Source organism: Pseudomonas sp. USHLN015 (assembly GCF_037153275.1).
GTDB classification, from domain to species: Bacteria; Pseudomonadota; Gammaproteobacteria; order Pseudomonadales; family Pseudomonadaceae; genus Metapseudomonas; species Metapseudomonas tohonis.
The window spans coordinates 139367-164731 of the sequence record NZ_JBBCKP010000006.1; the positions used below are offsets into that span (position 1 = coordinate 139367).

General features: G+C 67.1%; 21 protein-coding genes. 8 read left to right on the plus strand and 13 right to left on the minus strand.

The window, feature by feature from the left end:
- The first annotated feature begins 88 nt into the window (after positions 1–88).
- The 7 genes from WFQ67_RS13780 to leuA all read left to right on the plus strand — a co-directional run bounded on the left by WFQ67_RS13780 (position 89) and on the right by leuA (position 9009).
- Complete coding sequence (locus tag WFQ67_RS13780) at positions 89–1006, plus strand: LysR family transcriptional regulator (protein WP_337057198.1); 918 nt, start codon at positions 89–91, stop codon at positions 1004–1006.
- 53 nt (positions 1007–1059) lie between these two features.
- Positions 1060–1611, plus strand: coding sequence for a sugar ABC transporter ATPase (locus WFQ67_RS13785; protein ID WP_173172919.1), 552 nt, complete (start codon positions 1060–1062; stop codon positions 1609–1611).
- 47 nt (positions 1612–1658) lie between these two features.
- Positions 1659–3038: an exodeoxyribonuclease VII large subunit gene (gene xseA / locus WFQ67_RS13790; protein ID WP_337057199.1), complete on the plus strand. Its 1380-nt coding sequence runs from the start codon at positions 1659–1661 to the stop codon at positions 3036–3038.
- Between the two features lie 3 nt (positions 3039–3041).
- Positions 3042–3863, plus strand: a complete 822-nt coding sequence (locus WFQ67_RS13795; RefSeq protein WP_337057201.1) for a peptidoglycan DD-metalloendopeptidase family protein — start codon at positions 3042–3044, stop codon at positions 3861–3863.
- A gap of 153 nt (positions 3864–4016) precedes the next feature.
- On the plus strand, positions 4017–5300 hold the full coding sequence (locus WFQ67_RS13800; RefSeq protein ID WP_337057203.1) for a mechanosensitive ion channel family protein: 1284 nt from the start codon (positions 4017–4019) through the stop codon (positions 5298–5300).
- Between the two features lie 83 nt (positions 5301–5383).
- Positions 5384–7054 carry a flagellinolysin gene (locus WFQ67_RS13805; protein ID WP_337057204.1) on the plus strand — a complete coding sequence of 557 codons (1671 nt, stop codon included), beginning with the start codon at positions 5384–5386 and terminating at the stop codon, positions 7052–7054.
- Between the two features lie 284 nt (positions 7055–7338).
- Entirely contained in the window at positions 7339–9009 is a 1671-nt protein-coding gene (leuA, locus tag WFQ67_RS13810) for a 2-isopropylmalate synthase (protein ID WP_213626118.1), read from the plus strand.
- A gap of 65 nt (positions 9010–9074) precedes the next feature.
- On the opposite strand, the gene WFQ67_RS13815 is transcribed toward leuA, so the two are convergent.
- On the minus strand, positions 9075–9440 hold the full coding sequence (locus tag WFQ67_RS13815) for a winged helix-turn-helix transcriptional regulator (RefSeq protein WP_111263286.1): 366 nt from the start codon (positions 9438–9440) through the stop codon (positions 9075–9077).
- A gap of 115 nt (positions 9441–9555) precedes the next feature.
- Between WFQ67_RS13815 and WFQ67_RS13820 the strand changes: the two genes are divergently transcribed.
- Positions 9556–10659 (plus strand): alkene reductase, encoded by a 1104-nt coding sequence (locus WFQ67_RS13820; RefSeq protein ID WP_337057205.1) that lies wholly within the window; start codon positions 9556–9558, stop codon positions 10657–10659.
- A 54-nt stretch (positions 10660–10713) separates the two neighbouring features.
- Here the strand turns inward: WFQ67_RS13820 and WFQ67_RS13825 are convergent, their stop codons facing one another.
- The 12 genes from WFQ67_RS13825 to rlmN all read right to left on the minus strand — a co-directional run bounded on the left by WFQ67_RS13825 (position 10714) and on the right by rlmN (position 25346).
- The gene (locus tag WFQ67_RS13825) at positions 10714–11178 is read right to left on the minus strand and encodes a hypothetical protein (protein ID WP_337057206.1); all 465 of its coding nucleotides are present in this window, start codon (positions 11176–11178) and stop codon (positions 10714–10716) included.
- A gap of 116 nt (positions 11179–11294) precedes the next feature.
- Positions 11295–14219 (minus strand): discoidin domain-containing protein, encoded by a 2925-nt coding sequence (locus tag WFQ67_RS13830; protein WP_337057207.1) that lies wholly within the window; start codon positions 14217–14219, stop codon positions 11295–11297.
- Positions 14220–14527: 308 nt separating this feature from the next.
- A complete protein-coding gene (locus WFQ67_RS13835; protein ID WP_213626122.1) occupies positions 14528–15322 on the minus strand; it encodes an amidohydrolase in 795 nt (264 codons plus the stop codon).
- On the minus strand, positions 15310–16458 hold the full coding sequence (locus WFQ67_RS13840; RefSeq protein ID WP_337057208.1) for a pyridoxal phosphate-dependent aminotransferase: 1149 nt from the start codon (positions 16456–16458) through the stop codon (positions 15310–15312). The genes WFQ67_RS13835 and WFQ67_RS13840 overlap by 13 nt, the downstream gene beginning before the upstream one ends.
- Before the next feature lie 153 nt (positions 16459–16611).
- Positions 16612–18087, minus strand: a complete 1476-nt coding sequence (der, locus tag WFQ67_RS13845; RefSeq protein WP_111263280.1) for a ribosome biogenesis GTPase Der — start codon at positions 18085–18087, stop codon at positions 16612–16614.
- Between the two features lie 81 nt (positions 18088–18168).
- A complete protein-coding gene (gene bamB, locus WFQ67_RS13850; RefSeq protein WP_111263279.1) occupies positions 18169–19320 on the minus strand; it encodes an outer membrane protein assembly factor BamB in 1152 nt (383 codons plus the stop codon).
- Positions 19313–19957, minus strand: a complete 645-nt coding sequence (locus WFQ67_RS13855; protein WP_173172890.1) for a YfgM family protein — start codon at positions 19955–19957, stop codon at positions 19313–19315. The genes bamB and WFQ67_RS13855 overlap by 8 nt, the downstream gene beginning before the upstream one ends.
- Before the next feature lie 25 nt (positions 19958–19982).
- A complete protein-coding gene (hisS, locus tag WFQ67_RS13860) occupies positions 19983–21272 on the minus strand; it encodes a histidine--tRNA ligase (protein WP_173172888.1) in 1290 nt (429 codons plus the stop codon).
- Positions 21273–21284: 12 nt separating this feature from the next.
- Entirely contained in the window at positions 21285–22397 is a 1113-nt protein-coding gene (ispG, locus tag WFQ67_RS13865; protein ID WP_173172886.1) for a flavodoxin-dependent (E)-4-hydroxy-3-methylbut-2-enyl-diphosphate synthase, read from the minus strand.
- Positions 22398–22400: 3 nt separating this feature from the next.
- Positions 22401–23432 (minus strand): RodZ family helix-turn-helix domain-containing protein, encoded by a 1032-nt coding sequence (locus WFQ67_RS13870; protein WP_337057211.1) that lies wholly within the window; start codon positions 23430–23432, stop codon positions 22401–22403.
- Complete coding sequence (pilW, locus tag WFQ67_RS13875; RefSeq protein WP_173172882.1) at positions 23429–24184, minus strand: type IV pilus biogenesis/stability protein PilW; 756 nt, start codon at positions 24182–24184, stop codon at positions 23429–23431. Before pilW ends, WFQ67_RS13870 begins: the two co-directional genes overlap by 4 nt.
- 13 nt (positions 24185–24197) lie before the next feature.
- The gene (rlmN, locus tag WFQ67_RS13880; protein WP_173172880.1) at positions 24198–25346 is read right to left on the minus strand and encodes a 23S rRNA (adenine(2503)-C(2))-methyltransferase RlmN; all 1149 of its coding nucleotides are present in this window, start codon (positions 25344–25346) and stop codon (positions 24198–24200) included.
- Positions 25347–25365: the final 19 nt, after the last annotated feature.

Consider the following 25365-nt stretch of genomic DNA (forward strand, 5'->3'; position numbering starts at 1 on the left):
AGGCCTCCAATCTAGCGAGCGCAGCGGGCACGGGACCAATACAATCCACGCCCTCACCCCATCTCCAAAAAGCATGGCAGGAGCCTCCGTGATCTCATTACGACAACTGCGCACCTTCATCGCGATCGTCGAGAGCGGCAGCTTCAGCCGTGCCGCAGAACGCCTGTTCATCGCCCAGTCGGCCCTCAGCCGGCAGATGCGCGAGCTGGAGACCCACCTGGCCACCCCCTTGCTGGAGCGCGGCCCCCGCCAGGTCGAGCTGACACCGGCAGGGCGCGCCTTCCACCCATTGGCGCAACGGCTGCTGCAGGACCTGGAAGCCGCCGGCAACCTGGCCCGCCAGGTCGGCCAGGGCCAGCACGGCACCCTGCGCCTCAGCCATTCCAGCTCGGTCCCCCTGGCCGCACCGCTGCAGGCGCCCCTGCGCAGCTACCTGGACCTGCACCCGGGGGTGAACCTGGAAATCGTCCAGCAATCCTCCGAGCAACAGCTGGCCGACCTGCAGGAAGGCCGCCTGGATGTCTGCCTGCTGCGCCTGCCGGTGCTGCGCCAGTACCCCGGCCTCGCCCTGCAGCCGCTGTACCGCGAAGCCCTGCTGATCGCCGTCGCCGCCGACCATCCGCTGGCCGCCGAGGAACGCCCGGTCGCCCTCGCCCGCCTGGCGGACGAACCCTTCGTCTCGGTGCCGCACATGCAGCGCGGCGGCCTGAGCTACCGCGCCGCCGAGCTGTGCCTGCGCCAGGGCTTCTTCCCCCGCGCGGCCCGCGCCGTATCGCGCAAGACCAGCCAGCTGCAGCTGATCGAAGCCGGTATCGGCGTCGCCCTGGTACCGGCCTCGATGCGCGCCATCGCCCCGGCCGGGGTGCGCTTCCTGGCCCTGGCCGAGGCCGATTGCGACAGCGAGGTGGCCCTGGCCTGGCGCCATGGCGATAGCCCCCTGAGCCTGGGCCTGGTGGAACACTTCCGCCTGCAACTGGGCGAAGCCGATCCGTCGCCTCGAGGTTGACGGCGGCAGGCCGACGGTTAAGCTGCGCGGCCCCCGATCCATCGGAGCACCCCGTGGAAACCCGTCAGCTGATCCTCGTCCCGCAGATCTCCAGCGTGCCCGGCCATCACGCCCTGGCAGGCCGCATGCTGCGCTGGCTGGTCCGCCAGGACGTGGTCGAAGCCCTGCCCAGTGCCTTCGCTCGCGGCGGCAACCGCATGGTCCACGCCCTCGCGCCGGGGGCCCGCAAGGTCGCCGAACACCCCGGGCACGTGCCCCTGGGCCAGCCACGCACCGGCCTGGAGATCGTCGACAAGCGCTGCATCTATACCCCTGCGCGCGGTTTTCTCGGCGAGGCCGGCTGCCCGGACTGCCGCCGCGAGATCGGCGAGCCGCTGTTCGAAAGCCTGGAGAACTGGTGGCCGGGCGAGACCGACAACTTCACCTGCCCCGAATGTGGCTTCGAGGACGACATCAACGGCTTCCTCTTCCTCCAGCCCTGTGGCTTCTCCAACCTGGCGTTCATCTTCAATGGCTGCACCGAGGCCGGCTTCGATCGCGCCTTCCTCGCCGCCTTCGCCGATCGCCTCGGCTACCCCGTGCGCGTGGTGCGGGTGGAAGACTGAACCGCGCGCATTGAGCGCGGGCCTTCGCCGCCCGTATCATGCCGCCCATGTTCAAAGACCCCTTCCAACGGCTCGGCCTCGACCGCGAGGTGCTGACCGTCAGCCAGCTCAACCAGCGTGCCCGCCACCTGCTGGAGGACGTGTTCCCCCAGGTCTGGGTGGAAGGCGAGATCTCCAACCTGGCCAAGCCCGCTTCCGGCCACCTCTACTTCACCCTCAAGGACAGCCAGGCCCAGGTGCGCTGCGCGCTGTTCCGGCAGAACGCCGCCAAGGTGCGCCAGGCGCTGCGTGACGGCCTGGCGGTGAAGGTACGCGGCAAGGTCTCGCTGTTCGAGGGCCGTGGCGACTACCAGTTGATCGCCGACGCCGTGGAGCCCGCCGGCGACGGCGCCCTGCGCCTGGCCTTCGAGGCACTGAAGGAAAAGCTCGCCGCCGAGGGCCTGTTCGACGCCGGATCCAAGCGCCCGCTGCCCGTCCACCCGCAACGCATCGGCATCGTCAGCTCGCCCACGGGCGCTGTGATCCGCGACATCATCAGCGTGTTCCGCCGCCGCGCCCCGCAGGTGGAACTGACCCTGGTGCCCACCGCCGTGCAGGGCCGCGAGGCCACCGCGCAGATCGTCCGCGCCATCGAGCGGGCCGATGCCCAGGGCTTCGACGCGCTGATCCTCGCCCGTGGCGGCGGCTCGCTGGAAGACCTCTGGTGCTTCAACGAGGAAGCCGTGGCCCGCGCCGTGGCGGCCTGCCGTACCCCCATCGTCAGCGCCGTGGGTCACGAGACGGACGTCTCCATCGCCGACTTCGTCGCCGACGTCCGCGCGCCCACGCCCTCCGCTGCCGCCGAACTCCTGGCCCCGGACTCCAGCAACCTGCGCCAGCGCCTGGAGAGCCTGCAGCGACGCCTGGTGCTGCGCATGCAGCAACAGATCGCCCATCACCACCTGCGCGTCGATGGCCTGGCCCGTCGCCTGCGCCACCCGGGCGAGCGCCTGCGCCAGCAGGCCCAGCGCCTCGACGACCTGGAAATGCGCCTGCAGCGCGCCCTCGACCGCCAGCTGAGCACCCGTAGGGAACGCTTCGCGCGCCTGGAGACGCGCCTGGCCGCGCAACACCCCGGCCGCGCCCTGAGCCTGTTGCGCCAGCGCCTGGATAGCCTCGCCGCGCGCCTGCCCCGTGCGATGCAGGAAGGCCTCAAGGAACGCCGCCTGCAGCTGCAGAGCCAGGTGCAGACGCTCAATGTGGTCAGCCCGCTGGCGACCCTCGGCCGGGGCTACAGCATCCTGCTCGACGAGCGTGGCCAGGCCATCCGCAACGCCGCCCAGACCCGCCCCGGCCAGCGTCTCAAGGCCTGGCTGGGTGAGGGCGAGCTCGACGTGCGGGTCGAAGACAACCACCTCACCCCGGTCACCCTCTCCCTGCTGGATTGACAGATGCGCCTGCTGCTCGCCCTGCTCCTCGCCGTCACCCTCCCCGCCCAGGCCGAAGGCTTCATCAGCCGCCTGCTGAACAAACCGGTGCCCGGCGGCGTCGCCGTGGTGCAGCTGGGCCAGGGCGCCCAGGCGCCGACGGCGCGCTTCCAGGACAAGCCGGTGCTGGTGGTCAAGGAGGAAGGCCGCGACTGGATCGCCATCGTCGGCATCCCGCTCGGCACCCCGGCCGGCACCCAGCAGGTGAAGGTGAACGATGGCCGCAGCCTGGCCTTCAGCGTCGGCAAGAAGCATTACAAGGAACAGCGCATCACCTTGAAGAACACCCGCCAGGTGAACCCACTGCCCGAGGACCTCAAGCGCATCGACCGCGAACTGGCCGAGCAGACCCGCGCCTACCGCAGCTTCACCCCGGGCACGCCGAGCAACCTGCTGTTCGACAAGCCGGTGAACGGGCCGCTCTCCAGCCCCTTCGGCCTGCGCCGGTTCTTCAATGGCGAGGAACGCAACCCGCATTCGGGCCTGGACTTCGCCGTGGGTGCCGGCACACCGATCAAGGCCCCGGCGGCAGGCAAGGTGGTGCTCATCGGCGACTACTTCTTCAACGGCAAGACGGTGTTCGTCGACCACGGCCAGGGGCTGATCAGCATGTTCTGCCACATGTCGAAGGTGGACGTGAAACTCGGCCAGCAGCTGCCGCGCGGCGGCGTGGTCGGGCGTGTCGGTGCCACCGGCCGGGCCACAGGGCCGCACATGCACTGGAACGTCAGCCTCAACGACGTACGCGTCGACCCGGCCATCTTCATCGGGGCCTTCAAGCCCTGACGACGGGCACGGGGCGACCCGAGCCCGGCGCCGCCATACAACTCCCCTTACAGACGCCGCCTGGGCCGTGCGGCGCATTTTTGCTAAGGTCCGCCAGCTCCGGAGGCCCGCCTCAACGGCCGGCCCGATCACACCGCTGACATGGAGCCGCATATGCCCCACGAGCTGGCAACCTGGATGGACTGGCTGAACGGCCACCCCGAACTCCTCACCCTCTGCGCCTCCACCCTGCTGGTGCTGGGCGCGTGGCTGGCCAACTGGATGGTCAAGCGCATCCTCGTGCGCGGGCTCTATCGCCTGGTCGCCACCGGTCTGAACGGCGGTGCGAAGCTGCAGGACCACGGCCTGATCAAGCGCCTGGCCAACGTCGTGCCGGCCCTGGTGCTGGCCAGCGGGGTCAAGGTCATCCCGGGCCTGCCGACGTCCCTGGTGACGGTGGTCACCAATGTCTGCGCCGCCTTCATCATCCTCACCCTCGCGCTGGCCCTGAGCGCGGTGCTGGATATCGTCAACGGCCTCTACCAGCGCCGCCCCGACGCCCACCTGCGGCCGATCAAGGGCTACCTGCAGGTGCTGAAGATCGCCGTGTTCGCCATCGCCGCCATCCTCATGGTGGCCAGCCTGATCGACCGCTCGCCGCTGATCCTGCTCTCCGGCCTCGGCGCCATGGCCGCGGTGCTGATGCTGATCTTCCAGGACACCCTGCTATCGCTGGTGGCCAGCGTGCAGATCACCTCCAACGACATCATCCGCGTCGGTGACTGGGTGGAGATGCCGCAGCTCAACGCCGATGGTGATGTGATCGACATCGCCCTGCACACGGTGAAGGTGCAGAACTGGGACAAGACCATCACCACCATCCCCACCAAGCGCTTCATCACCGACTCGTTCAAGAACTGGCGCGGCATGCAGGAATCCGGCGGCCGGCGCATCAAGCGCAGCCTGTTCCTCGACCAGAACAGCGTGCACTTCCTCGATGCCGACGACCTGGCCCGGCTGCACCGCTTCCGCCTGCTCGACGGCTACCTCAAGGCCAAGGAGAGCGAGCTGCTCAGCTGGAACGCGCAACTGGACGAGTCCAGCCGCCTGCCGATCAACAGCCGCCAGTTGACCAACATCGGCACCTTCCGCGCCTACGTGGAGAACTACCTGCGCCACAGCGGCGACATCCGCCAGGACATGACCCTGCTGGTGCGGCAGATGGCGCCCACTGCCGACGGCCTGCCGCTGGAGCTCTACTGCTTCACCAGCACCACCGCCTGGGCGCGCTACGAGGCCATCCAGTCGGACATCTTCGACCACCTGCTGGCAATCCTCCCGGAGTTCGGCCTGCGCGTGTTCCAACACCCGAGCGGAGCCGACATGCGCGAGCTGCGGCTGCCCGCACAATCGCCACAGGCCACGCCCGCCGCAGCCTTCGACCACTCGTCGGGCTGAAACCGCAGCGGCATCAAGAAGCCAGTACGCCCGCCGATGCAGTGTCGATACCGGAATTTCCGGTAGTGCGAGCGAGAGACAGGATGCTGACGGTCAATACCAACATCGCCTCCTCGTTCACGCGAAGACAGTTGAGCACCACGGACAATGCACTGGGCAAGACCTTGCAGCGCCTGTCGACCGGCCAGCGCATCAACAGCGCCAAGGACGACGCCGCCGGCCTGCAGATCTCCAATGCCCTGACGTCCCAGGTGCGCGGGCTCAACGTCGCCACGCGGAACGCGAATGACGGCATGTCGATGCTGCAGGTGGGGGAAGGTGCGCTGCAAAGCGTGACGTCCGCGCTGCAGCGCATCCGCACGCTCGGCCTGCAGGCCATGAACGGCTCCAACTCCGAGACCGACCGCGCCGCACTGAACCAGGAGGCGCAGAAGCTCCTGGAGGAGATCAACCGGGTCAACGAGACCACCACCTTCGGTGGCCGCAAGATCTTCAGCCAGGACAGCGGCTCGCAGCTGGGCAAGCTCGACGAGCGCGCGGTGCTCAATTCGCTCAAGGGCTTCTGGATCAGCGAGGGCGAGCAGCGCGTCTTCGACGCCTACGGGATCAAGGCCGACGGCGCCACGCTGAAGATCACCCTGAGCAACGACCCGTCCAGCACCACCCTGGCCTCGGTCGCAGGTTCCCCCGGCGCCGGTGGCAAGTACTACAACCAGGTGCTCGACGTGAACATGGCCTACTTCGATGGGTCGAGCCTGCCCAACGGCGGCAACAACCCCGGCCAGTACACCGACCGCGTCCTCGCCCACGAGATGACCCACGCGGTGATGGGCCGGGCGATGAACTTCAACGCCCTGCCCGGCTGGTTCAAGGAAGGCACGGCGGAGGCGGTGCAGGGTGCCGACGAGCGCCTGCGCAGCGACATCGCCGCCAGCAGCATCGGCGCGGTGGTCGGCGCCTTCGGCGGCATCGGCAGCAGCGCCGGGTATTCCGCCTCCTACGCCGCGGTGCGCTACATGCACGCGGAGATCAAGGCCGCCGGCGGCAACGGCATCAAGGACGTGATGCAGTACCTGGCCGGCCACGCCAACTCCACCCTCGACGACGCCCTGGCCAACGCCAGCCATGGCGCCTTCGCCAGCGCCGCCGACTTCGGCACCCAGTTCTCCGCCAATGGCGCGGCCTTCATCGCCGGGATGGACCTGACCAACGAGGACACCGGCGCCATTGGCGGCTTCGATGCCGACGGCGGCGATGTGCTCACCGCCGAGGACGTGTTGCCCAACCGCGGCACCGGTACGCCCGGCTCCCTGGGCTTCAAGCTGGAAGAGCCCAAGCTGTTCGATGCCAACGCCACCGGTGGAGGCGTGCAGACCTCGCTGCAGGTCGGCGCCAACGCCTGGGAAACCATCGACATCGGCCTCGCCTCCTTCAACACCGGGGCGATGGCGCTGAACAACGTCAACCTGATCAAGACCCCGGGCCTCGCGGTGATGGACATCGACGACGCCCTCGCCTACGTGGACCGCCAGCGTGCGTACATGGGCGCCATCCAGAACCGCCTGGACAACACGGTCAGCAACCTGCAGAACATCTCCGAGAACGCCAGCGCCAGCCGCTCGCGCATCACCGATGCCGACTTCGCCGCCGAATCGGCCACCCTCGCCTCGAAGCAGATCCTCCGGCAGGCAGCGCAGAGCATGCTGGTGCAGGCCAACCAGATGCCCCAGGCCGTACTCTCGCTCCTGGGCTGACGCGCAATTCCCGCTACATTTCGCCGCTACCCGAGCAAAAAACCATCGCTCAGATCCGACCAACGCACGAAATCACCAATTTTCCGACAAGCCTTGCCATATTCAACCCAAGCCAATAGGGTTGTCGGCATGAAAACCGCTCACACCCTCATCCTCCTGCGTCAACACGCCTGCCTACGCCTGGTCAGCCCACGACTGCGTAGCTGAATCGCGACGCCCCGCTCCACCCCGCATTTCATTTGGCCGGCCGCCGTCATCAGGCCCATCAGAACAAGGATTGCCCCATGAGCATGCTCAAAGACCCGTCTCGCAAATACCGCGCCTTCCCCGCCATCAACCTGCCCGACCGCACCTGGCCGTCGAAGACCATCACCGAGGTGCCGATCTGGTGCAGCTCCGACCTGCGCGACGGCAACCAGTCGCTGATCGAGCCGATGGACGCGCAGAAGAAGATGCGTTTCTTCAAGACCCTGGTGCAGGTGGGCCTGAAGGAAATCGAAGTGGCCTTCCCCTCCGCCTCGCAGACCGACTTCGACTTCGTCCGCGAACTGATCGAGAACGGCCATATCCCTGATGACGTGACCATCCAGGTGCTGACCCAGGCCCGCGAAGACCTGATCACCCGCACCTTCGAATCCCTGAAGGGCGCGAAGAAGGCCATCGTCCACGTCTACAACGCCACCGCGCCGTCCTTCCGCCGCATCGTCTTCAACCAGGACCGCCAGGGCGTGATCGACATCGCCACCGGCGCCGCCCGCCTGATCAAGCAGCTCGCCGCCAGGCAGCCCGAAACCCAGTGGACGTTCCAGTACTCGCCGGAAATCTTCAGCTCCACCGAGCAGGACTTCTCCCTGGAGGTGTGCAACGCGGTGATCGACGTCTGGGAACCGACCCCGGCCAACAAGATCATCCTCAACCTGCCCGCCACCGTTGAGTGCGCCACGCCGAACGTCTACGCCGACCAGATCGAATGGTTCGGCCGCCACATCAACAAGCGCGACAGCGTGATCATCAGCCTGCACACCCACAACGACCGTGGCACCGGCGTGGCCGCCACCGAGTTGGGCCTGATGGCTGGCGCCGACCGCGTCGAAGGCTGCCTGTTCGGCAACGGCGAGCGCACCGGCAACGTCGACCTGGTGACCCTGGCGCTGAACATGTACACCCAGGGCCTGCACCCGAAGCTGGACTTCTCCGACATCGACGCCGTGCGCAAGGTGGTCGAGGAGTGCAACCAGCTGCCGGTCCATCCGCGCCACCCCTACGTGGGTGACCTGGTGCACACCGCCTTCTCCGGCTCCCACCAGGACGCCATCCGCAAGGGCTTCGCCCAGCAGCAGGACGGCGCGCTCTGGGAAGTGCCCTACCTGCCGATCGACCCGGCCGATATCGGCCGCAGCTACGAGGCGGTCATCCGCGTCAACAGTCAGTCGGGCAAGGGCGGCATCACCTTCCTCCTGGAGCAGGAGTACGGCATCAGCCTGCCACGCCGCATGCAGATCGAGTTCAGCCAGGTGGTGCAGCGCGAGACCGATCGCCTCGGCCTCGAAATGACCGCCGAGCAGATCTACAAGCTGCTCGACAGCGAGTACCTGCAGGCCACCACGCCCTACACCCTGAAAGGCCATCGCCTGCAGGAAGAGAACGGCACCAGCGCGGTGGACATCGAAGTCCAGGTCAAGGGCGAGACCCAGCACCTGCGCGGCATGGGCAAGGGTCCGCTGGAGGCCCTGGTGGCCAGCCTGCCGGTGAAGGTGGAGATCATGGACTACTCCGAGCACGCCATCGGTGGCGGCGCCAACGCCAAGGCCGCCGCCTATATCGAGCTGCGCCTGGAAGGGGGCCGCGCGCTGCACGGCATCGGCATCGACGAGAACATCACCACCGCCAGCTTCCGGGCCTTGTTCAGCGCCCTCAACCGCGCCCTGAGCCAGACCGAAGCCGAAGCGGCCTGAGGCTCGCTACGAAAAGAAAACCCCGCCTCGGCGGGGTTTTCCTTTTGTGGCAGGACGAGCGTCGGCTACCCCTGCTGCTGCCAGTGGCAGCGGCCCCAGGCGCACATCGCCTCCAGCACCGGCTGCAGGCTCGCGCCGTGCTCGGTGAGGCGGTACTCCACACGCGGCGGCACCTCGGCGAACACGGTGCGCGAGAGCACGCCGTCATGCTCCAGCTCGCGCAGCTGCTGGGTCAGCATCTTCTCGGTGATGCCCGGTACGCGGCGCTTGAGCTCGGAGAAGCGCAGCGCCTCCTTCATCAGGTGATAAACCAGCAGCGACTTCCACTTGCCGCCGATCACGTCCAGCGTCACCTCCACCGGCGTGTTGTAGACCTTGTCGCCCGAAACCAGGCGCTTGGTTTCGGTGGTGATCGGCTCGTGCTCGCTCATATTGCTTACCCATCAGTAAGTGACTGCCGGAATCGTACGTACTTGTCAGCCAGATTGCCACCGGCATAATCGACCGCCACATTCATGCCGAATGCAGCCGATGGAGATCGAACCGATGACCACACGCAACCTGTTCCAGCCCACCCGCCTGGGCAGCCTCGAGCTTCCCAACGCGGTGGTGATGGCGCCCCTCACCCGCCAGCGCAGCCTGCAACCCGGCAACATCCCCAGCGAACTCAACGCCACCTATTACGCCCAGCGCGCCAGCGCCGGCCTGATCATCAGCGAGGCCACCCAGGTCTGCCCCGAAGGCCAGGGCTACGCCTGGACTCCCGGCATCCACAGCGCCGAGCAGGTCGAGGGCTGGAAGAAGGTCACCCGTGCGGTGCACGACGAGGGCGGCCGCATCGTCCTGCAACTCTGGCACGTGGGGCGCATCTCCCACCCACTGCTGCAGCCGGGCGGCGTCGATCCCGTCGCCCCGTCCGCCATCCAGGCCAAGGCCGACTGCTATGTGCAGGAAGCCGATGGCAGCCACCACCGCGAGCCCACCGCCAAGCCGCGCGCCCTGGCGCTCGATGAAATTCCCGGCGTGGTCGCCGCCTACGCCCAGGGTGCGGCCAACGCCCTGCGAGCCGGCTTCGACGGCGTCGAAGTGCACGCGGCCAACGGCTACCTGCTGGACCAGTTCCTCTGCTCCGGCAGCAACCAGCGCACCGATGCCTACGGCGGCTCCGCGGCCAACCGCGCGCGCCTGGTACTGCAGGTGGTCGATGCCGTGATCGCCACCACCGGCGACAGCGGCCGCGTGGGCGTGCGCATCTCGCCGATGGGCACCTTCGGCGACATCAGCGACGCCAACCCGCGCGAGACCTTCGGCTACCTGGTGGAGCAACTGAACAGCCGCAACCTCGCCTACCTGCACATCAACAAGCCGGACTGGCTGGGCGGCACCTTCGAGGGCTTCGACGACCTGCTGCGCGAACTGCGCGACCGCTACCAGGGCAGGATCATCCTCGCCGGCGGCCTGGACAGCGGCAGTGCCGAGCAGGCCCTGGCCAGCGGCCTCGCCGATGCCGTGGCCTTCGGCCGGCCCTACATCGCCAACCCCGACCTGGTCGAGCGCTTGCGCCAGGGCGCCGCTCTCAACCAGCCGGACGCCAACACCTTCTACGGCGGCGCCGAAGCCGGCTATACCGACTACCCGACGCTGGGGTGACGGGCGCAGGAACGAAAACGCCGGGCATCGCCCGGCGTTTTTCATGGCAGCGGCTCAGACGAGCCCGAACAGCAGCAGGATCGGCACCAGGGCGACGATGAACGCCAGCATGAACAGCAGGCCGATCCCCACGCTCCGCCACAACGAGAAGAACGCGCCACTGGCGGCCTTGTGCCGATCCAGTTGCGTGCCGAACAACTGCCGCGCATAGGCGTTCATCGCCATCACCTGGACCACGCCGAAGACGATGGCGGGGACGTTCTCCGGCAACAGTGCACCGGCGACGATTATCGCGATGAAGAAGCCGATCGAGACGGCCCACAGCTTCCCGGTCTCGCCACCCCGGCCCATGGCCTTGAGGTTGGCGGCGGTGACATAGGCCCCGGCCAGTGGCGTGCCGAAGAAGGTGGCCAGGCCGACGCCAGGGATGCTGTAGAGGCGCAGGTGCTCGCTGCCGGTCTTCGGTGCGAGCAACTCGGCGGTGGGGGTCTGGAAGGGGTTTTCGGCTTCCGTGCTCATGTCGGGCTCCTTGAGGCAACGCAGAAGAGAGAGGCAGGACCGCCATGATACGGAGCCGCCCGGCAACCGGCGACCCCGCATGAACGACGGCCAGCAGCAGCCGGCCGCCAGGTCCGTCAGTTGCAGGCGCCCTCGTCGCGCCAGACCTTGCCGCTACCGTCCGCGCCGGTGAACTCGGGCTTGCCCGGCTCGGAGCCGCGGTTCCACCAGCGTGCGGTATAGAGACGGCCCCCGTGGGTCGCCTCGCTACCTTCCCAGTAGGCCTCGCCAGCGCTCCACGGCTTGGCGCAGCTGGTACCCGGCTGCTCGCTGGCCTGGGCGCCGACCTTCACATCGTGGGTGCGCGTGGCCTCTTTCTGCCCGTTGCCCAGGGTCAGGGTGAAGCGGTAGGACACATCCTTGTCCTGCGTCGGCGCCACGAACGTCAGGTTGGCACCGCTCGCCTTGAAGGGAACCTGCGGGCTCACCCCCCAGCGATAGGTCAACGGCAGGCCGGCCGGATCGGTCGAGGCGGCGGCACTCAGGCGGACCTCGCTGCCCGCAACGGCAGTAGAAGGCCCGGAGATGTGCGCCACGGGCGGCAGCACGGCTGGAGGGGTGGAAGGCGTCTCGTTGCTGGCACCACTGCAGGCCCCCAGGTCCCGCCAGACCTTGCCGCTGCCATCCGGCCCGGTAGACGCCGGGTTACCCGGCTCGCTACCCCGGGTCCACCAGCGCGCCTCATAAGCGCGCCCCTTCCTCTGCACCTTGCTGCCCGACACGTAGTCGGAGGTCGCGCTCCACTCGGGATGGCAGGTCGGTGAACTCGCGATGCCGGCCTTCACCAGCACCGGATGGGTCTTGCGCACCGTGTGCTTGCCGTTGCTCACAGCCAGCTCGAAGGTGTAGCGGGTGTCCCTGTCGAGCGCCGGTGCCTTGAAAGAGACCCGTGGGCCGTCATAGGTGAAGTCCAGCCTGGGCGAGGCCGACCAGGTGTAGCTGAGCACGCTGCCTTGCGGGTCGCTGGAGGCGGAGGCATCCAGCCGGACCGTGTCGCCGGCGCTGGCGGATGCCGGGCCGGCGATCTGGGCTACCGGCGGCAAGAAGGTGGCGACCGGTTTCAGGCTGGCCAGCTTGACCAGGTTGTCTGCGCTGAACTGGCCCTCGGCCAACAGGGTCCAGTCGCCGTCGGGCCGGTCGCTGGCATGCACTTCGTAATCCTTGATATTGCCGTGGAGGCCGTTGGCCTGGCGCGGCAGGTAATGCAGCTGGGAAAAGCGCTCGCGCGCGCCAAGATCGATGACGAAGTCGTACGGATAGCGCTCCTTGGACGAGGAATACCAGTAGGTACCGGTCCCCCCGTCGATGGCGTTCTCAGGCTTGTAGCCCTTGGACGAGATCACCCGCCATTGCTCGCGGGGCAACGAGCGCCCATCGGCCCTGGCCAGGTGGAGCTCGGCGATGCTGGCGGCGTTGCCCCCCTCTATCGCCGACTTGGCGACCAGACGCAGGTAACGCGCCTCGACCGTGTCCTGCTGCCTCGCGAACGCATGGCCCTCGAGAACCTGGTCGGTCGCCGTACGGTTGTCCTGCACCCTCATGGCCAGGTACCAGCGCCCGGGCCTTGGGTCCTTGACGCCCAGGGCCACGCCAGCCGCCATGATCGAACGCTCGTCGAACTGCGTGGCGGTCGGCTGCTGGCCATAACGGAGGTAGAGCTGGATGCGACCGTGTATCTCGTGATCCGCACCATGGTTGGCGGTGAACGCCAGGCGCTCGGTACCTGCCGGCACATCGATGGGGAAGTGCCGCCATTCGTTCCTGCCGAGCGTGACGCGCTCTTCCAGGAACCGGGTGGCACGCTCGGTTTCCAGAGGCACCACCGAGGGGCTGTAGGCGGACATGCGCGCGCTGTTCTCACGCCAGAGGCGGGCGACGTCGGCCATTTCCGGATGCCCCAGGGGCACGCCCTGCCGATCCCTCAGATCCGGGTTGGAGAAGTAGTTGACCTGGTTGCCGCACATGATGGTCCCGACACGACCGTTGTGATAGCCGTAGTGGTGGCCATCGCCTTCCGGGCAGTGGTTGGCACCGATGTTGTGCCCGACTTCGTGGCGGAACGTGGTGGGCGAGGTGATCACGTTGATGGAGTAGCGGCCCCGGATGTTGCCCCAACCCAGCATGGTGTCCTCGCCCGGGATGCCTCTGAAGAAGCCGGTGACCAGGTCGGGCCCGTACTGGCGCATGCCGTCGGCGAACAGCGCGTTCAGCTTGTGGAGCGTTTCCCGGGTGATGGCATGTTCGCCGTCGATCACCTGGGTGCCCACGAGGCGGAGGCGCACGCCCTCGACCCTGGAGTTCTTCAGCGCCAGGTTGACCGAGGCGATCTGCGCCAGTGCATAGGCCTCGTGGTCGCCGATGTACTCGACGGCATTGCGCGAGAACCCGGCCAGGACGTCGACGACGACCTCCCCCTCGGCGTTGCGATCGATCAGGAAGCTGCGAGCCCCTGAAAAGGACTCCACTGCCTGGGGCAGGTCGGCGTCCGCATCCTCGACGTAGTCACGCGAGGCAGGGGGATGGGTGTGACTTGCGTCGTGGCGCGTGAGGGTCTGCCTTCCCGACGCGTCACCCCGGATGACGATGTTGGACTCGGGCAGCAGGGCCACGAAACTGCCGTCCTCGCGGGCGACCACGATGACGTCATCGACGGCCTGGAGTGCACGCGCGCCCGAGCCGGAGAATGCCCCACCGGTGTAGACCTTCAGGTCACCGAATGCCTCGGCGCCATCCAGGGCCAGGCCGGACAGGCTGAGCCCCGTGACACTGCGCAGCTGTTCGGTGCCACTGGGCGTAACGGCGCTCAAGGCCCGCACGGACGTGAGGCTGGGAAGTTCGATGAAATGCCCCGTCTGGGTGCCCAGCACGTGAGCGGCGGGAGCGTCGGTCGGGGAATGGCCCGAGTGGGCCTGGGCGGACAGGGGCAATAGAGCCGCCAGGCCAAGGCTGGCGATCCAGGTGCGAGTGGAACGACTGAGTGGATTCAAGCGGAACGTCGGCATGGAAAAATCCTGGTCAGCAGCAAGCCCCTGCGAATGCTTCACAGTGCAGCGAGCCAAGGGATTGATGGAGCGTGTTGTTGCCGGCGCGGCCATGCTAGGGGCAAGGCACGGGGAAAGGAAAAAAACGCAGCGCAATTCAGACGCGTCCTAGGCTCCGGACAAAGAGCAGACGGCGTCGAGGAGAGTTTGGAGCCGATCCATTGGCTGGGCTGCTAGGAGGTGACCCCCACCGGCAGCCGGCAGGGGCGCAGAAGGTTCGGACGCAGGAGCGGAACCCGGTGCCTCCGGGTTCCGGATGAGCGGGGGAATCAGGGGAGCAGTGCGAAGCCGTCCGCATCCAGGTGCGCGGGGAAGCGCTCGCGGTAACCGGCCAGGCCGCCGGCGGCGAGGGAAACCCGGAACACGCCGTCCCGCGCGCCGGCATCGAGCAGCGTCTCGCCCTGGAAGTCCAGGACCTGGCTGTCTCCACTGTAGGGGTGGCCCTTGCCGTCCTCACCCACGCGGTTCACCGCCGCCACGTAGCAGAGGTTCTCGATGGCGCGCGCCGGCAGCAGGCGATTCCAGTGATGGCGACGCGCGGCGGGCCAGTTGGCGGTATAGAGCAACAGGTCGGTGTCGTGGGGATCACGGCTCCAGACCGGGAAGCGCAGGTCGTAGCAGACCAGCGGGCGCACCCGCCAGCCCTTGACCTCGAACAGCGCCTGGGCCTCGCCCGGCGTGTAGTGCTTGTGCTCGCCGGCCATGCGGAACAGATGGCGCTTGTCGTAGTGCAGCATCTCGCCGTCGGGGCGCGCCCAGAGCAGGCGGTTGCGGTGGCTGCCGTCGGCGGCGCGGATGATCACGCTGCCGGTCACCACCGCGTCGAGACGGCGGGCCTGCTCACGCAGCCAGGCGTAGCTGGGGCCCTCCTCCTCTTCGGCGAGGGCGGCCGACTCCATGGAGAAACCGGTGGTGAACATCTCCGGCAGCACGATCAGGTCGGCGCCACGGGCTTGCTCCAGCAGGGTCTCGAAGTGCCTGTGGTTGGCGTCGGCGTCGTGCCAGGCCAGGGTGGTCTGCACCAGGGCCAGCTGCAGGTCGGGCAATGAACTCAGATCGCGCATAGCTTCTCCGCTGCCTGGCGCAGCGTCTCCTCTCGTTTGGCGAAGCAGAAGCGCACCAGGCGCAGGTCGCGCGGGGCGCTCTGGTAGAACACCGACACGGGAATGGCGGCCACGCCGTGTTCACGGGTCAGCCATTGGGCCATGGCCACATCGTCCAGCTCGGGGCGGATGGCGCTGTAGTCGACCAGTTGGAAATAGGTACCGGCGGCGCGGGTGAAACCGAAGCGCGATCCACCCAGCAGGTCGCAGAACAGGTCGCGCTTGGCCTGGTAGAAACCGGGCAGCTCGGTGAGGTGCTCGGGGTGGTCGGCCATGAAGTCGGCCAGTGCCCACTGCAACGGCGTGACGCCGCAGAAGTTGACGTACTGGTGCACCTTGCGCAGCTCGGCGGAGAGGGCCGGCGGCGCGACCACGTAGCCGGTCTTCCAGCCGGTGACGTGATAGGTCTTGCCGAAGGAGCTGACCACGAAGGCGCGGGCATACAGCTCGTCGTGGGACAGCACGCTCACATGGGCCTGGCCGTCGAACACCAGGTGTTCGTAGACCTCGTCGCTGACCAGGTAGATGTCGCGCCCACGGATCAGCGCCGCCAACTGGTCCAGTTCGGCCCGGGAGATCAGCGCGCCGCTGGGGTTGTGCGGGCTGTTGAGGATGATCATCCGGGTGCGCTCGCTGAGCGCGTCGGTCATGCGCTGCCAGTCGATGGCGAAGCCCGGCAGGGCCAGGGGCACATGCACGCAACGGCCGCCGGCCAGCTCCACCGAAGGCTCGTAGCTGTCATAGCAGGGGTCGAGGACGATGACCTCGTCACCGGCGCGCACCACGGCCTGGATCGCGCAGAAGATCGCCTCGGTGGCGCCGGGGGTGACCGTGACCTCGCTATCGACATCCACCTGGCGGCCATAGAAGGCCCGGACCTTGGCCGCCACCTGCTGGCGCAGCGCGGGGAGGCCGGTCATGGGAGCGTACTGGTTGTGGCCGGCACCGATATGGCGGGCCACCGCGTCGCAGAGTGCGGCGGGCGCGGAGAAATCCGGGAAGCCCTGGGACAGGTTGATGGCGCCGGTTTCGGCGGCGAGCTGGGACATGCGGGTGAAGATGGTGGTGCCGACGTTGGGCAACTTGCTGGCGATCATTTCTTCAGGCTGCTGGCGACTGGGGATGGCGCTAGCTTAAGGCCTGGCGGGCTCACGACCAAGATGGAAGCAGGCGTTGCGGCAGGGTGCCGACGGCCACCGCCTGGAACGAAAGAGGGCGCCCATGGGCGCCCTCTTGCGGTTGCACGGGAATCAGCGTTTGTCGCGACGCTTCTTCTCGGCCTTCTTGTGGTGCGACATGAGGCGGCGCTTCTTGTTCACCTGGCGGTCGGTCAGGGTGTTCTTCTTGCCTTCGAAGGGGTTGTCGCCCCCCTTGTACTCGATGCGGATCGGCGTACCCACCAGCTTCAGCACGCGCCGGTAGGTGTTCTCCAGGTAGCGCGAGTAGGACTTGGGGACCGACTCGACCTGGTTGCCGTGGATCACGATCAGCGGCGGGTTGGCACCACCGAGGTGGGCATAGCGCAGCTTGATGCGGCGACCGTTGACCAAAGGCGGCTGGTGCTCCTGCACCGCGCCTTCGAGGATCTGGGTCAGGCGGCTGGTGGGCCAGCGGGTGATGGCGGACTTGAAGGAGGCCTGAACCGACTTGTACAGGTTGCCCACACCGGTGCCATGCAGCGCGGAGATGAAGTGGATGTCGGCGAAGTCGACGAAGAACAGCCGGCGCTCCAGCTCGGTCTTCACGTAGTCGCGCTCGCCCGACTCCATGCCGTCCCACTTGTTCAGGGCGATGACCAGTGCGCGACCGGTTTCCAGTACGAAGCCCAGCAGGTTGAGGTCGTGCTCGACCACGCCTTCGCGGGCATCCATGACGAAGATCACCACGTTGGCGTCCTGGATCGCCTGCAGCGTCTTGACCACGGAGAACTTCTCCACGGCCTCGAAGATCTTGCCGCGACGGCGCACGCCGGCGGTGTCGATCAGGGTGTATTTCTCTTCGTTGCGCTCGAAGGGAATGTAGATGCTGTCGCGCGTGGTGCCGGCCTGGTCATAGACGATGACCCGCTCCTCGCCGAGCATGCGGTTGACCAGCGTCGACTTGCCGACGTTGGGGCGACCGATGATGGCGATCTTGATCCCGTCCTTCTCGCTCGGCCCGGGAATGCGGCTCTGCTCCTCGCCTTCGGCGACGTCCTCGGCCTGCGCGGCGGCGTCTTCCTCGACCGCATCGTCGCGGGGGAAGTCACCCAGGGCTTCCTGCAGCATCTGGCTGATGCCGCGGCCATGGGCGGCGGCGATGGGCAGGGCGTCGCCCAGGCCCAGCGGGCTGAACTCGGCGCGGGCGAGATCGGGGTCGATGGTGTCGACCTTGTTCGCCACCAGGTAGGTCTTCTTGTTGCGCTTGCGCAGGTGTTCCGCGATCGACTGGTCGGCGGCGCTCATGCCGGCGCGGGAGTCGACCATGAACAGCACCGCATCGGCCTCTTCGATGGCCTGCAGGGACTGTTCGGCCATCTTCGCGTCGATGCCCTGCTCGTCACCCGAGATACCGCCGGTATCGATGACGATGAAGGTGCGGCCGTTCCACTTCGCCTCACCGTACTGGCGATCACGGGTCAGACCGGCATACTCCGCGACGATGGCGTCGCGGGTCTTGGTCAGGCGGTTGAACAGGGTGGACTTGCCGACGTTCGGGCGGCCCACCAGGGCAATTACGGGAACCATGAGGCTCTCCACTATTCGTTATTTCAGAAAACACAACGGCCGCTGCCGTCGGACGGCAGCGGCCGGACACTATTTTTCAGCTTAGCGGATGGTCAGCGCGACCAGCTTCCCGCCATTGCCGAAGGCGTACAGCATGTCGCCGATCACCAGCGGACGCGCACGCAGGCCGTCGCCGTCGATCTTCTCGCGGCCGACGAAGTGGCCATCCACCTGGCTGAGCAGGTGCAGGTAGCCTTCGAAGTCGCCGACAGCCACGTAGCTGGAGAACACTTCCGGCGCCGAGAGCTGGCGACGGGCCAGGGAGTCGTTGCTCCACAGCGCCGAGGACGAACGCTCGTCGATGCCTTCGACGGTGCCGCTGGCCTGGCTCACGTAGACGTTGCCGAAGCCCTGGGCGACGCCCACGTAGCTGGAAGCCTCGCGCTGCCAGAGCACGCGGCCGCTGTCCAGGTCGAGGCCGGCGACGCGACCCTGGTAGGTGGCGACGTACAGGGTGCCGCCGGACAGCAGCAGGCCACCGTCGATGTCGACCACGCGATCCAGCTCGGAGCGGCCTTGCGGCACGGCCACGCGCTGTTCCCACACCGGCAGGCCACGCTGCACGTCCACGGCGATGACCTTGCCGGAGGACAGGCCGGCCACGGCCAGGCGGTTGGTCACGATCGGCGCGCCTGTGCCACGCAGCGTCAGCACGGCCGGGGTGTTCTCGTAGATCCAGCGCTGGTTGCCGGTCGCGGCATCGAAGCCGAACAGGGTGTCGTTCTGGGTCTGCACCACCACCACGTCACCGTTGGTGGCCGGCGGGGCGAGGACTTCGCCGTTGACCCGGGCACGCCATTTTTCTTCGCCGTTGCTGGCGTCGAGGGCGATCACCTCACCTTTCAGGGTGCCGACCAGCACCAGGCCGTAGCCCGCGCCGACCGCGCCGGACACCGGCAGGTCCAACTCCTGCTCCCACAGCTTGTCGCCGCTCATGCGGTCGATGGCGACCACCAGGCCTTCGACGTCACCGGCATAGATCACGTCGCCGTCGACGGCGGGAACCAGCATGTTGTAGGACTCGCCCTGGCCTTCGCCGATGGAGCGGCTCCAGACTTCCTTGAGCTGAACTTCCTCGGTGATGTCGGGCAGTTCGGCAGGCGGCAGTTCCTTCTTGCTATTGCTGCTGCAACCCGCGGCCAGAACGGCCAGGGCCAGCAGTGCGGCAAATTTCCAGCGCATCACGTCACGCATCCCCTTTGGCCAGGTCGTCGAGCTTCATCTGCAAGCCACCGACCGCTGCGTCTTCCGTCAGCGCGGCCTTGGCCTTCTCATAGGCGGCATGCGCCTCGTCGGAACGACCCAGTTGTACCAGCAGGTCGCCTTTCAATTCTTCACGGCTGGCCAGGAAGGCCTTGCCGGCATCGCCCTCGAGCAGCTTCAGGGCGTCGTCGACCTTGCCCTGGGCGGCCAGGACACGGGCCAGGCGCTGGCGCGCCAGCTCACCGAGGGTGGCGTCGGCAGGCTTGTCCACCACGGCCTTGAGTTCGGCCGCGGCGTCATCGAGCTTGCCGGATTCGACCGCCACCTTGGCGACGAACAGGCTGCCGTACTGGGCGTAGTGGGTGCCGCCGAAGTCGGTCTTCAGCTTGGTGGCCAGCTCGGCGACCTTGCCGGCATCGGGCTTGCCGGACGGGTTGAGCGCGGTCTCCAGCAATTGCTGGTAGACCTGGGACGCGCCCTGGGCCTGGTTGGTCTGGTGCTTCTGCCAGGCCTGCCAACCGAAGACCACCACCAGCGCGAGGGCGCCGCCGGTGAGCAGGGGCTTGCCATTGCGCTGCCACCAATCCTTGATCGCCGCCAGCTCTTCATCTTCGGTACGCGTGCTCACCCCAATACTCCTATGTTCTAAAGGCTCAAGCCTGATCGATGCAGGCCGCCAGGCGCTCTGCGAGAGCGTCCCAGGCGATGTTCTGTTGTTCGCTGTCGTCGCGCAGGGGTTTGAAACCTACCACGCGGTTGGCCAGTTCGTCCTCACCCAGGATCAGGGCGAAGCGCGCGCCGCTCTTGTCGGCTTTCTTGAACTGGCTCTTGAAGCTGCCGGCACCGGAATTGACCAGCATGCGCAGGCCGGGAACGGCATCGCGCAGTTGCTCGGCCAGGGCCAGGGCGGCGAGCTCGGCGGGTTCGCCGAAGGCGCAGATGTATGCATGCGCGGGAGCGCTGAGCTCGGCCGGGACCAGGTCCAGGGTTTCCAGCAGCAGCACCAGGCGCTCGACGCCCATGGCGAAGCCGACACCCGGGGTCGGCTTGCCACCGAACTGGGTGATCAGGCCGTCATAGCGGCCACCGCCGCAGACGGTGCCCTGGGAGCCGAGCTTGTCGGTGACCCACTCGAAGGCGGTGCGGCTGTAGTAGTCCAGGCCGCGGACCAGCTTCTGGTTGATCTCGTAGCGGATGCCGACCGCGTCGAGGCGCGCCTTGAGCCCCTCGAAGTGGGCCACGGATTCGGCGTCCAGGTAGTCGTGCAGGCGCGGGGCGTCGACCAGCAGGGCTTGGGTTTCCGGCACCTTGCTGTCGAGGATGCGCAGCGGGTTGGTGGTCATGCGCCGCTGGCTGTCTTCGTCGAGACGGTCGAAACGCTCCTGCAGGTAGGCCACCAGGGCGTCGCGATAGGCGACACGGGCCTCGCTGGAGCCCAGGCTGTTGAGCTGCAGGGTCACGGCGTCGCCGAGACCGAGCTTCTTCCACAGGCGCCAGGTGAGCACGATCAGCTCGGCATCGATGTCCGGACCGGGCAGGTTGAAGACTTCCACGCCGATCTGGTGGAACTGGCGGTAGCGGCCTTTCTGCGGTTTCTCGTAGCGGAACATCGGGCCCGCGTACCACAGCTTCTGCACCTGGCCGCCGCCGGTCATGCCGTGCTCCAGCACGGCACGCACGCAACCCGCGGTGCCTTCAGGGCGCAGGGTCAGGGACTCTTCGTTGCGGTCGAGGAAGGTGTACATCTCCTTGTCGACCACATCGGTGCCCTCGCCGATGCCGCGGGCGAAGAGTTCGGTGAACTCGAGGATCGGCAGGCGGATCTCGCGGTAGCCGTAGCTGTCCAGCAGGTCTGCCAGGGTGCGTTCCAGGTAACGCCAGGCAGGGGTCTGCTCCGGCAGGATGTCGTTCATGCCACGAATGGCTTGCAGCGTCTTGCTCACTCGGAATCCTTATCAGCTGCGGGCGATGACGGCCGCATCAGCTTCGACCTTTTCGGCCGCTTTGCGGCGGATCAGCTTTTCCAGCTCTTCCACCAGGTTGTCATTGTTCAGCTTCTGCGCCGGCTTGCCGTCGATGTAGATGAGGTTGTTCGGCGTGCCGCCGGTCAGCCCCACATGGGCTTCCTTGGCTTCGCCGGGCCCGTTCACCACGCAGCCGATCACGGCGACGTCCAGCGGGACCAGCAGGTCCTCGAGGCGGCCTTCCAGCTCGTTCATGGTCTTGACCACGTCGAAGTTCTGCCGCGAGCAGCTCGGGCAGGCGATGAAGTTGATGCCACGGGAACGCAGGCGCAGGGACTTGAGGATGTCGTAGCCGACCTTGATCTCTTCCACCGGGTCGGCGGCCAGCGAGATGCGGATGGTATCGCCGATCCCGTCGGCGAGCAGCATGCCCAGGCCCACGGCGGATTTCACCGTGCCGGAGCGCAGGCCGCCAGCTTCGGTGATGCCCAGGTGCAGCGGCTGGACGATCTGGGTGGCCAGCAGGCGGTAGGCTTCCACCGCCATGAACACATCGGAGGCCTTGACGCTGACCTTGAAGTCCTGGAAGTCCAGGCGGTCCAGATGCTCGACATGGCGCAGCGCGGACTCCACCAGGGCTTGCGGGGTGGGCTCGCCGTACTTCTTCTGCAGGTCCTTTTCCAGCGAGCCGGCGTTGACGCCGATGCGGATCGGGATGCCACGGTCACGGGCGGCATCGACCACGGCACGCACGCGGTCTTCACGGCCGATGTTGCCCGGGTTGATGCGCAGGCAGTCGACGCCCAGCTCCGCCACGCGCAGGGCGATGGTGTAGTCGAAGTGGATGTCGGCGACCAGGGGAACGCGGACCTGCTGCTTGATCTTGCCGAAGGCCTCGGCGGCCTCCATGTCCGGCACCGAGACGCGCACGATATCGGCACCCGCCTCTTCCAGCCGGCGGATCTGGCCGACGGTGGCGGCGACGTCGCAGGTATCGGTATTGGTCATGCTCTGGACGGCGATCGGGGCGTCGCCGCCCACGGGCACGGAGCCGACCCAGATCTTGCGGGACTGGCGGCGTTTGATCGGGGATTCGCAATGCATGGCTTATTGCCCCAGTTTCAGGCGAGCGGTCTCACCGTGGGTGTAGGGCGCCACATCGACGGCCTGGCCGTTGTAGCTGACCTGGGCGCCACGGGCGTAACCCAGGCGCAGCTCGAACGGCGGCCTGCCGGCCAGCTCGACCGATTCGCCGCTGCGCTTGAGGGCGCTGAGCAGGACCTTGCCATCGGCATCGGTCACCTGGGTCCAGCAATTGGCGACGAACTGGATGCGCACCAGGCCCTGCCCGGCGGCAGCAACCACCGGAGCCTGCGCAGGTGCGGCAGGCGCGGTGGCGGCAGGAGCCGTGGGCGCGGCAGGCGCTACGGGAGCGGCCGGAGTGGTGGCCGTGGCGACGCTCGGTGCAACGGGGGCGCTGGTGGCCGGCGCACTGGACTGGGGCAGGGCCTGGACCGGCGCGGTGGAGGCGGCGGACGGAGGCGTGCCTTCCGGCTGCGCGGCGACCTCGGGGGAGAGTTCGCCCGGGGCGCCCTCCTCGCCCTGCTGGGCCTCGACGACCGCCTGGTCCTCGGGTTCGTCCAGCGGGTGGATCTGGGTGGTGCCGTCGGCGCTCTCGACCTCGACGTGCTCCATGCTGATGTCGGCGGTTTCACCGCTGCGGCGCTCGGCCTGGTCCTGCCACCAGAGGAAGCCGATGACGCCGAGGACCAGCAGGATGGCGAAGCTGACGAAGCGCAGGACGCTCTGCGACAGGCGCACGGGCTCCTCGATGCGACCCAGGCTGTGGACGTTGCTGCCGGTGGCGTCGGTGCCGGTATAGAGGTCGAAGTCGGTCACCAGGCGCGCCTGGTCCATGCCCAGCAGCTTGGCGTAGGCACGGATGTAGCCCCGGGCGAAGGTGTGGCCGGGCAACTGGTCGAAAGAGCCCGCTTCGAGCTGGCGCAGGGCCTGTTCGGTCAGGTTCAGCTGTCGCGCGACCTCGGCAAGGCTCAGGTCCTTGCTTTCACGCGCCTGACGCAGGGTCTCGCCTGGGTTGGCACGGGTCGCCGCGGCAATTTCGGGTTGCGACGCTTTCATCTTTGCTCCGACAGGTATTGCTGGTATTCCGGCGTGCCGGGATAGAGTCGTTTGAGTTGCAGGCCCAGGCTCGCCGCCTGGTCGCGGTCATCGAACACGGTGGCCAGACGGGTGCCGAGCAGAAGGCTGCGGGCAGTCTGGGGGGCGATCTTGCTGTAGCGGTCGTAGTAGTCGCGCGCCGGAACGTACTGCTTCTCGGCATAGGACAGGTCCGCCATCTCCAGCAGCGCTACCGGCTGCTGGCGGTTGAGACGCAGGGACTTGTCGAAGTGCTGCTTGGCCAGGTCCGGGCGGTTCATCCGCAGGGCGGTCAGGCCAAGGTTCTCGAATACGCGGGAGCGCTCGGGGTAGAGGCTGTCTTCGGCAGCCTGTTCGAAGCGCTTGTAGGCTTCCTCGTAGCGCTTCTGCTCGTAGAGGAAACCACCGTAGTTGTTGAGGATGCGCGAATCGGTGCGCGAGGACAGGGCCTTGCGGAAATGCTCGTCGGCGAGCTTGGGTTCCATTTCGGTCTGGAACACCAGGGCCAGCGCGGCGTTGGCGTCGGCGCTGGAGGAGTCGAGTTCCAGGGCCTTGCGCAGGGGCACCTTGGCGCGCTCGGCGGCACCCTGGGACAGGTAGCCGATACCCAGCTGGATGTAGGCATCGCGGGCCTTGTCGCGGCCTTCCGCGGTCTTCATCGGGTCAACGGAGCCAGTGGACACACAGCCCACCAGGCTGGCGAAAACGAGAAGCAGCGCGGGGCGCAAGGTCATGGATGTCCTCTCTTCAGTTTCGGTTGGCAGCGTTCTGCGGTGCGTCGCCATCGCCATTGAGCTGGCGCACGGCGATGTAGCGCTCGCTGCGACGGGTACGATCCTGGACCTGGCCGACCAACTGGCCGCAGGCGGCATCGATGTCATCGCCGCGCGTGGTGCGCACGGTGACGTTGTGCCCGGCCTTGTGGAGCATGTCCTGGAAGCGACGAATGGCATTATTGCTCGGTCGCTCGTACCCCGAGAAAGGGAAGGGATTAAACGGAATCAGGTTGATCTTGCAAGGAAAATCCTTGAGGAGTGCGATCATCTGCTCAGCGTGGGCCGGCTGATCGTTCACATCCTTGAGCAGGGTGTATTCGATGGTCAGGAAACGCTTCTCGCCCAGGCGGGAGATGTAGCGGTTGCAGGCCTCGAGCACCACCGCCAGGGGGTACTTCTTGTTGATCGGCACCAGTTGGTTGCGCAACTCGTCGTTCGGTGCGTGCAGCGACAGCGCCAGGGACACGTCGGTGACTTCGGCGAGCTTGTCGATCATCGGCGCGACGCCGGAGGTGGACAGGGTCACCTTGCGCTTGGAAATGCCGTAGCCGAGGTCGTCCATCATGATGTTCATGGCGGCGACCACGTTGTCGAAGTTCAGCAGCGGCTCGCCCATGCCCATCATCACCACGTTGGTGATGGCGCGGTCGATCTTGGCCGGGACGGTCCCGAAGGACTTGTTGGCGATCCAGACCTGGCCGATGACTTCGGCCGCGGTGAGGTCGCTGTTGAAACCCTGCTTGCCGGTGGAGCAGAAGCTGCAGTCCAGCGCGCAGCCCGCCTGGGAGGAGACGCAGAGGGTGCCGCGCCCGCCTTGCGGGATGTACACGGTCTCGACGCAGCTGCCGGACGCCACGCGCACCACCCACTTGCGGGTGCCGTCGCTGGAGATGTCCTGGCTGACGATCTCGGGACCGCGAATCTCGGCAGAGGCCTTGAGCTTGTCGCGCAAGGCCTTGCCGATATTGCTCATGGCGTCGAAGTCATCGACGCCAAAGTGGTGAATCCATTTCATCACCTGTCCGGCACGGAAACGCTTCTCCCCGATGGATTCGAAGAAGCTCTCCAGTTGCGGCTGGGTCAGGCCCAGCAGGTTAACTTTACCGGTGGATTCAGTCATGGCTTCACCCTCGTGCCTT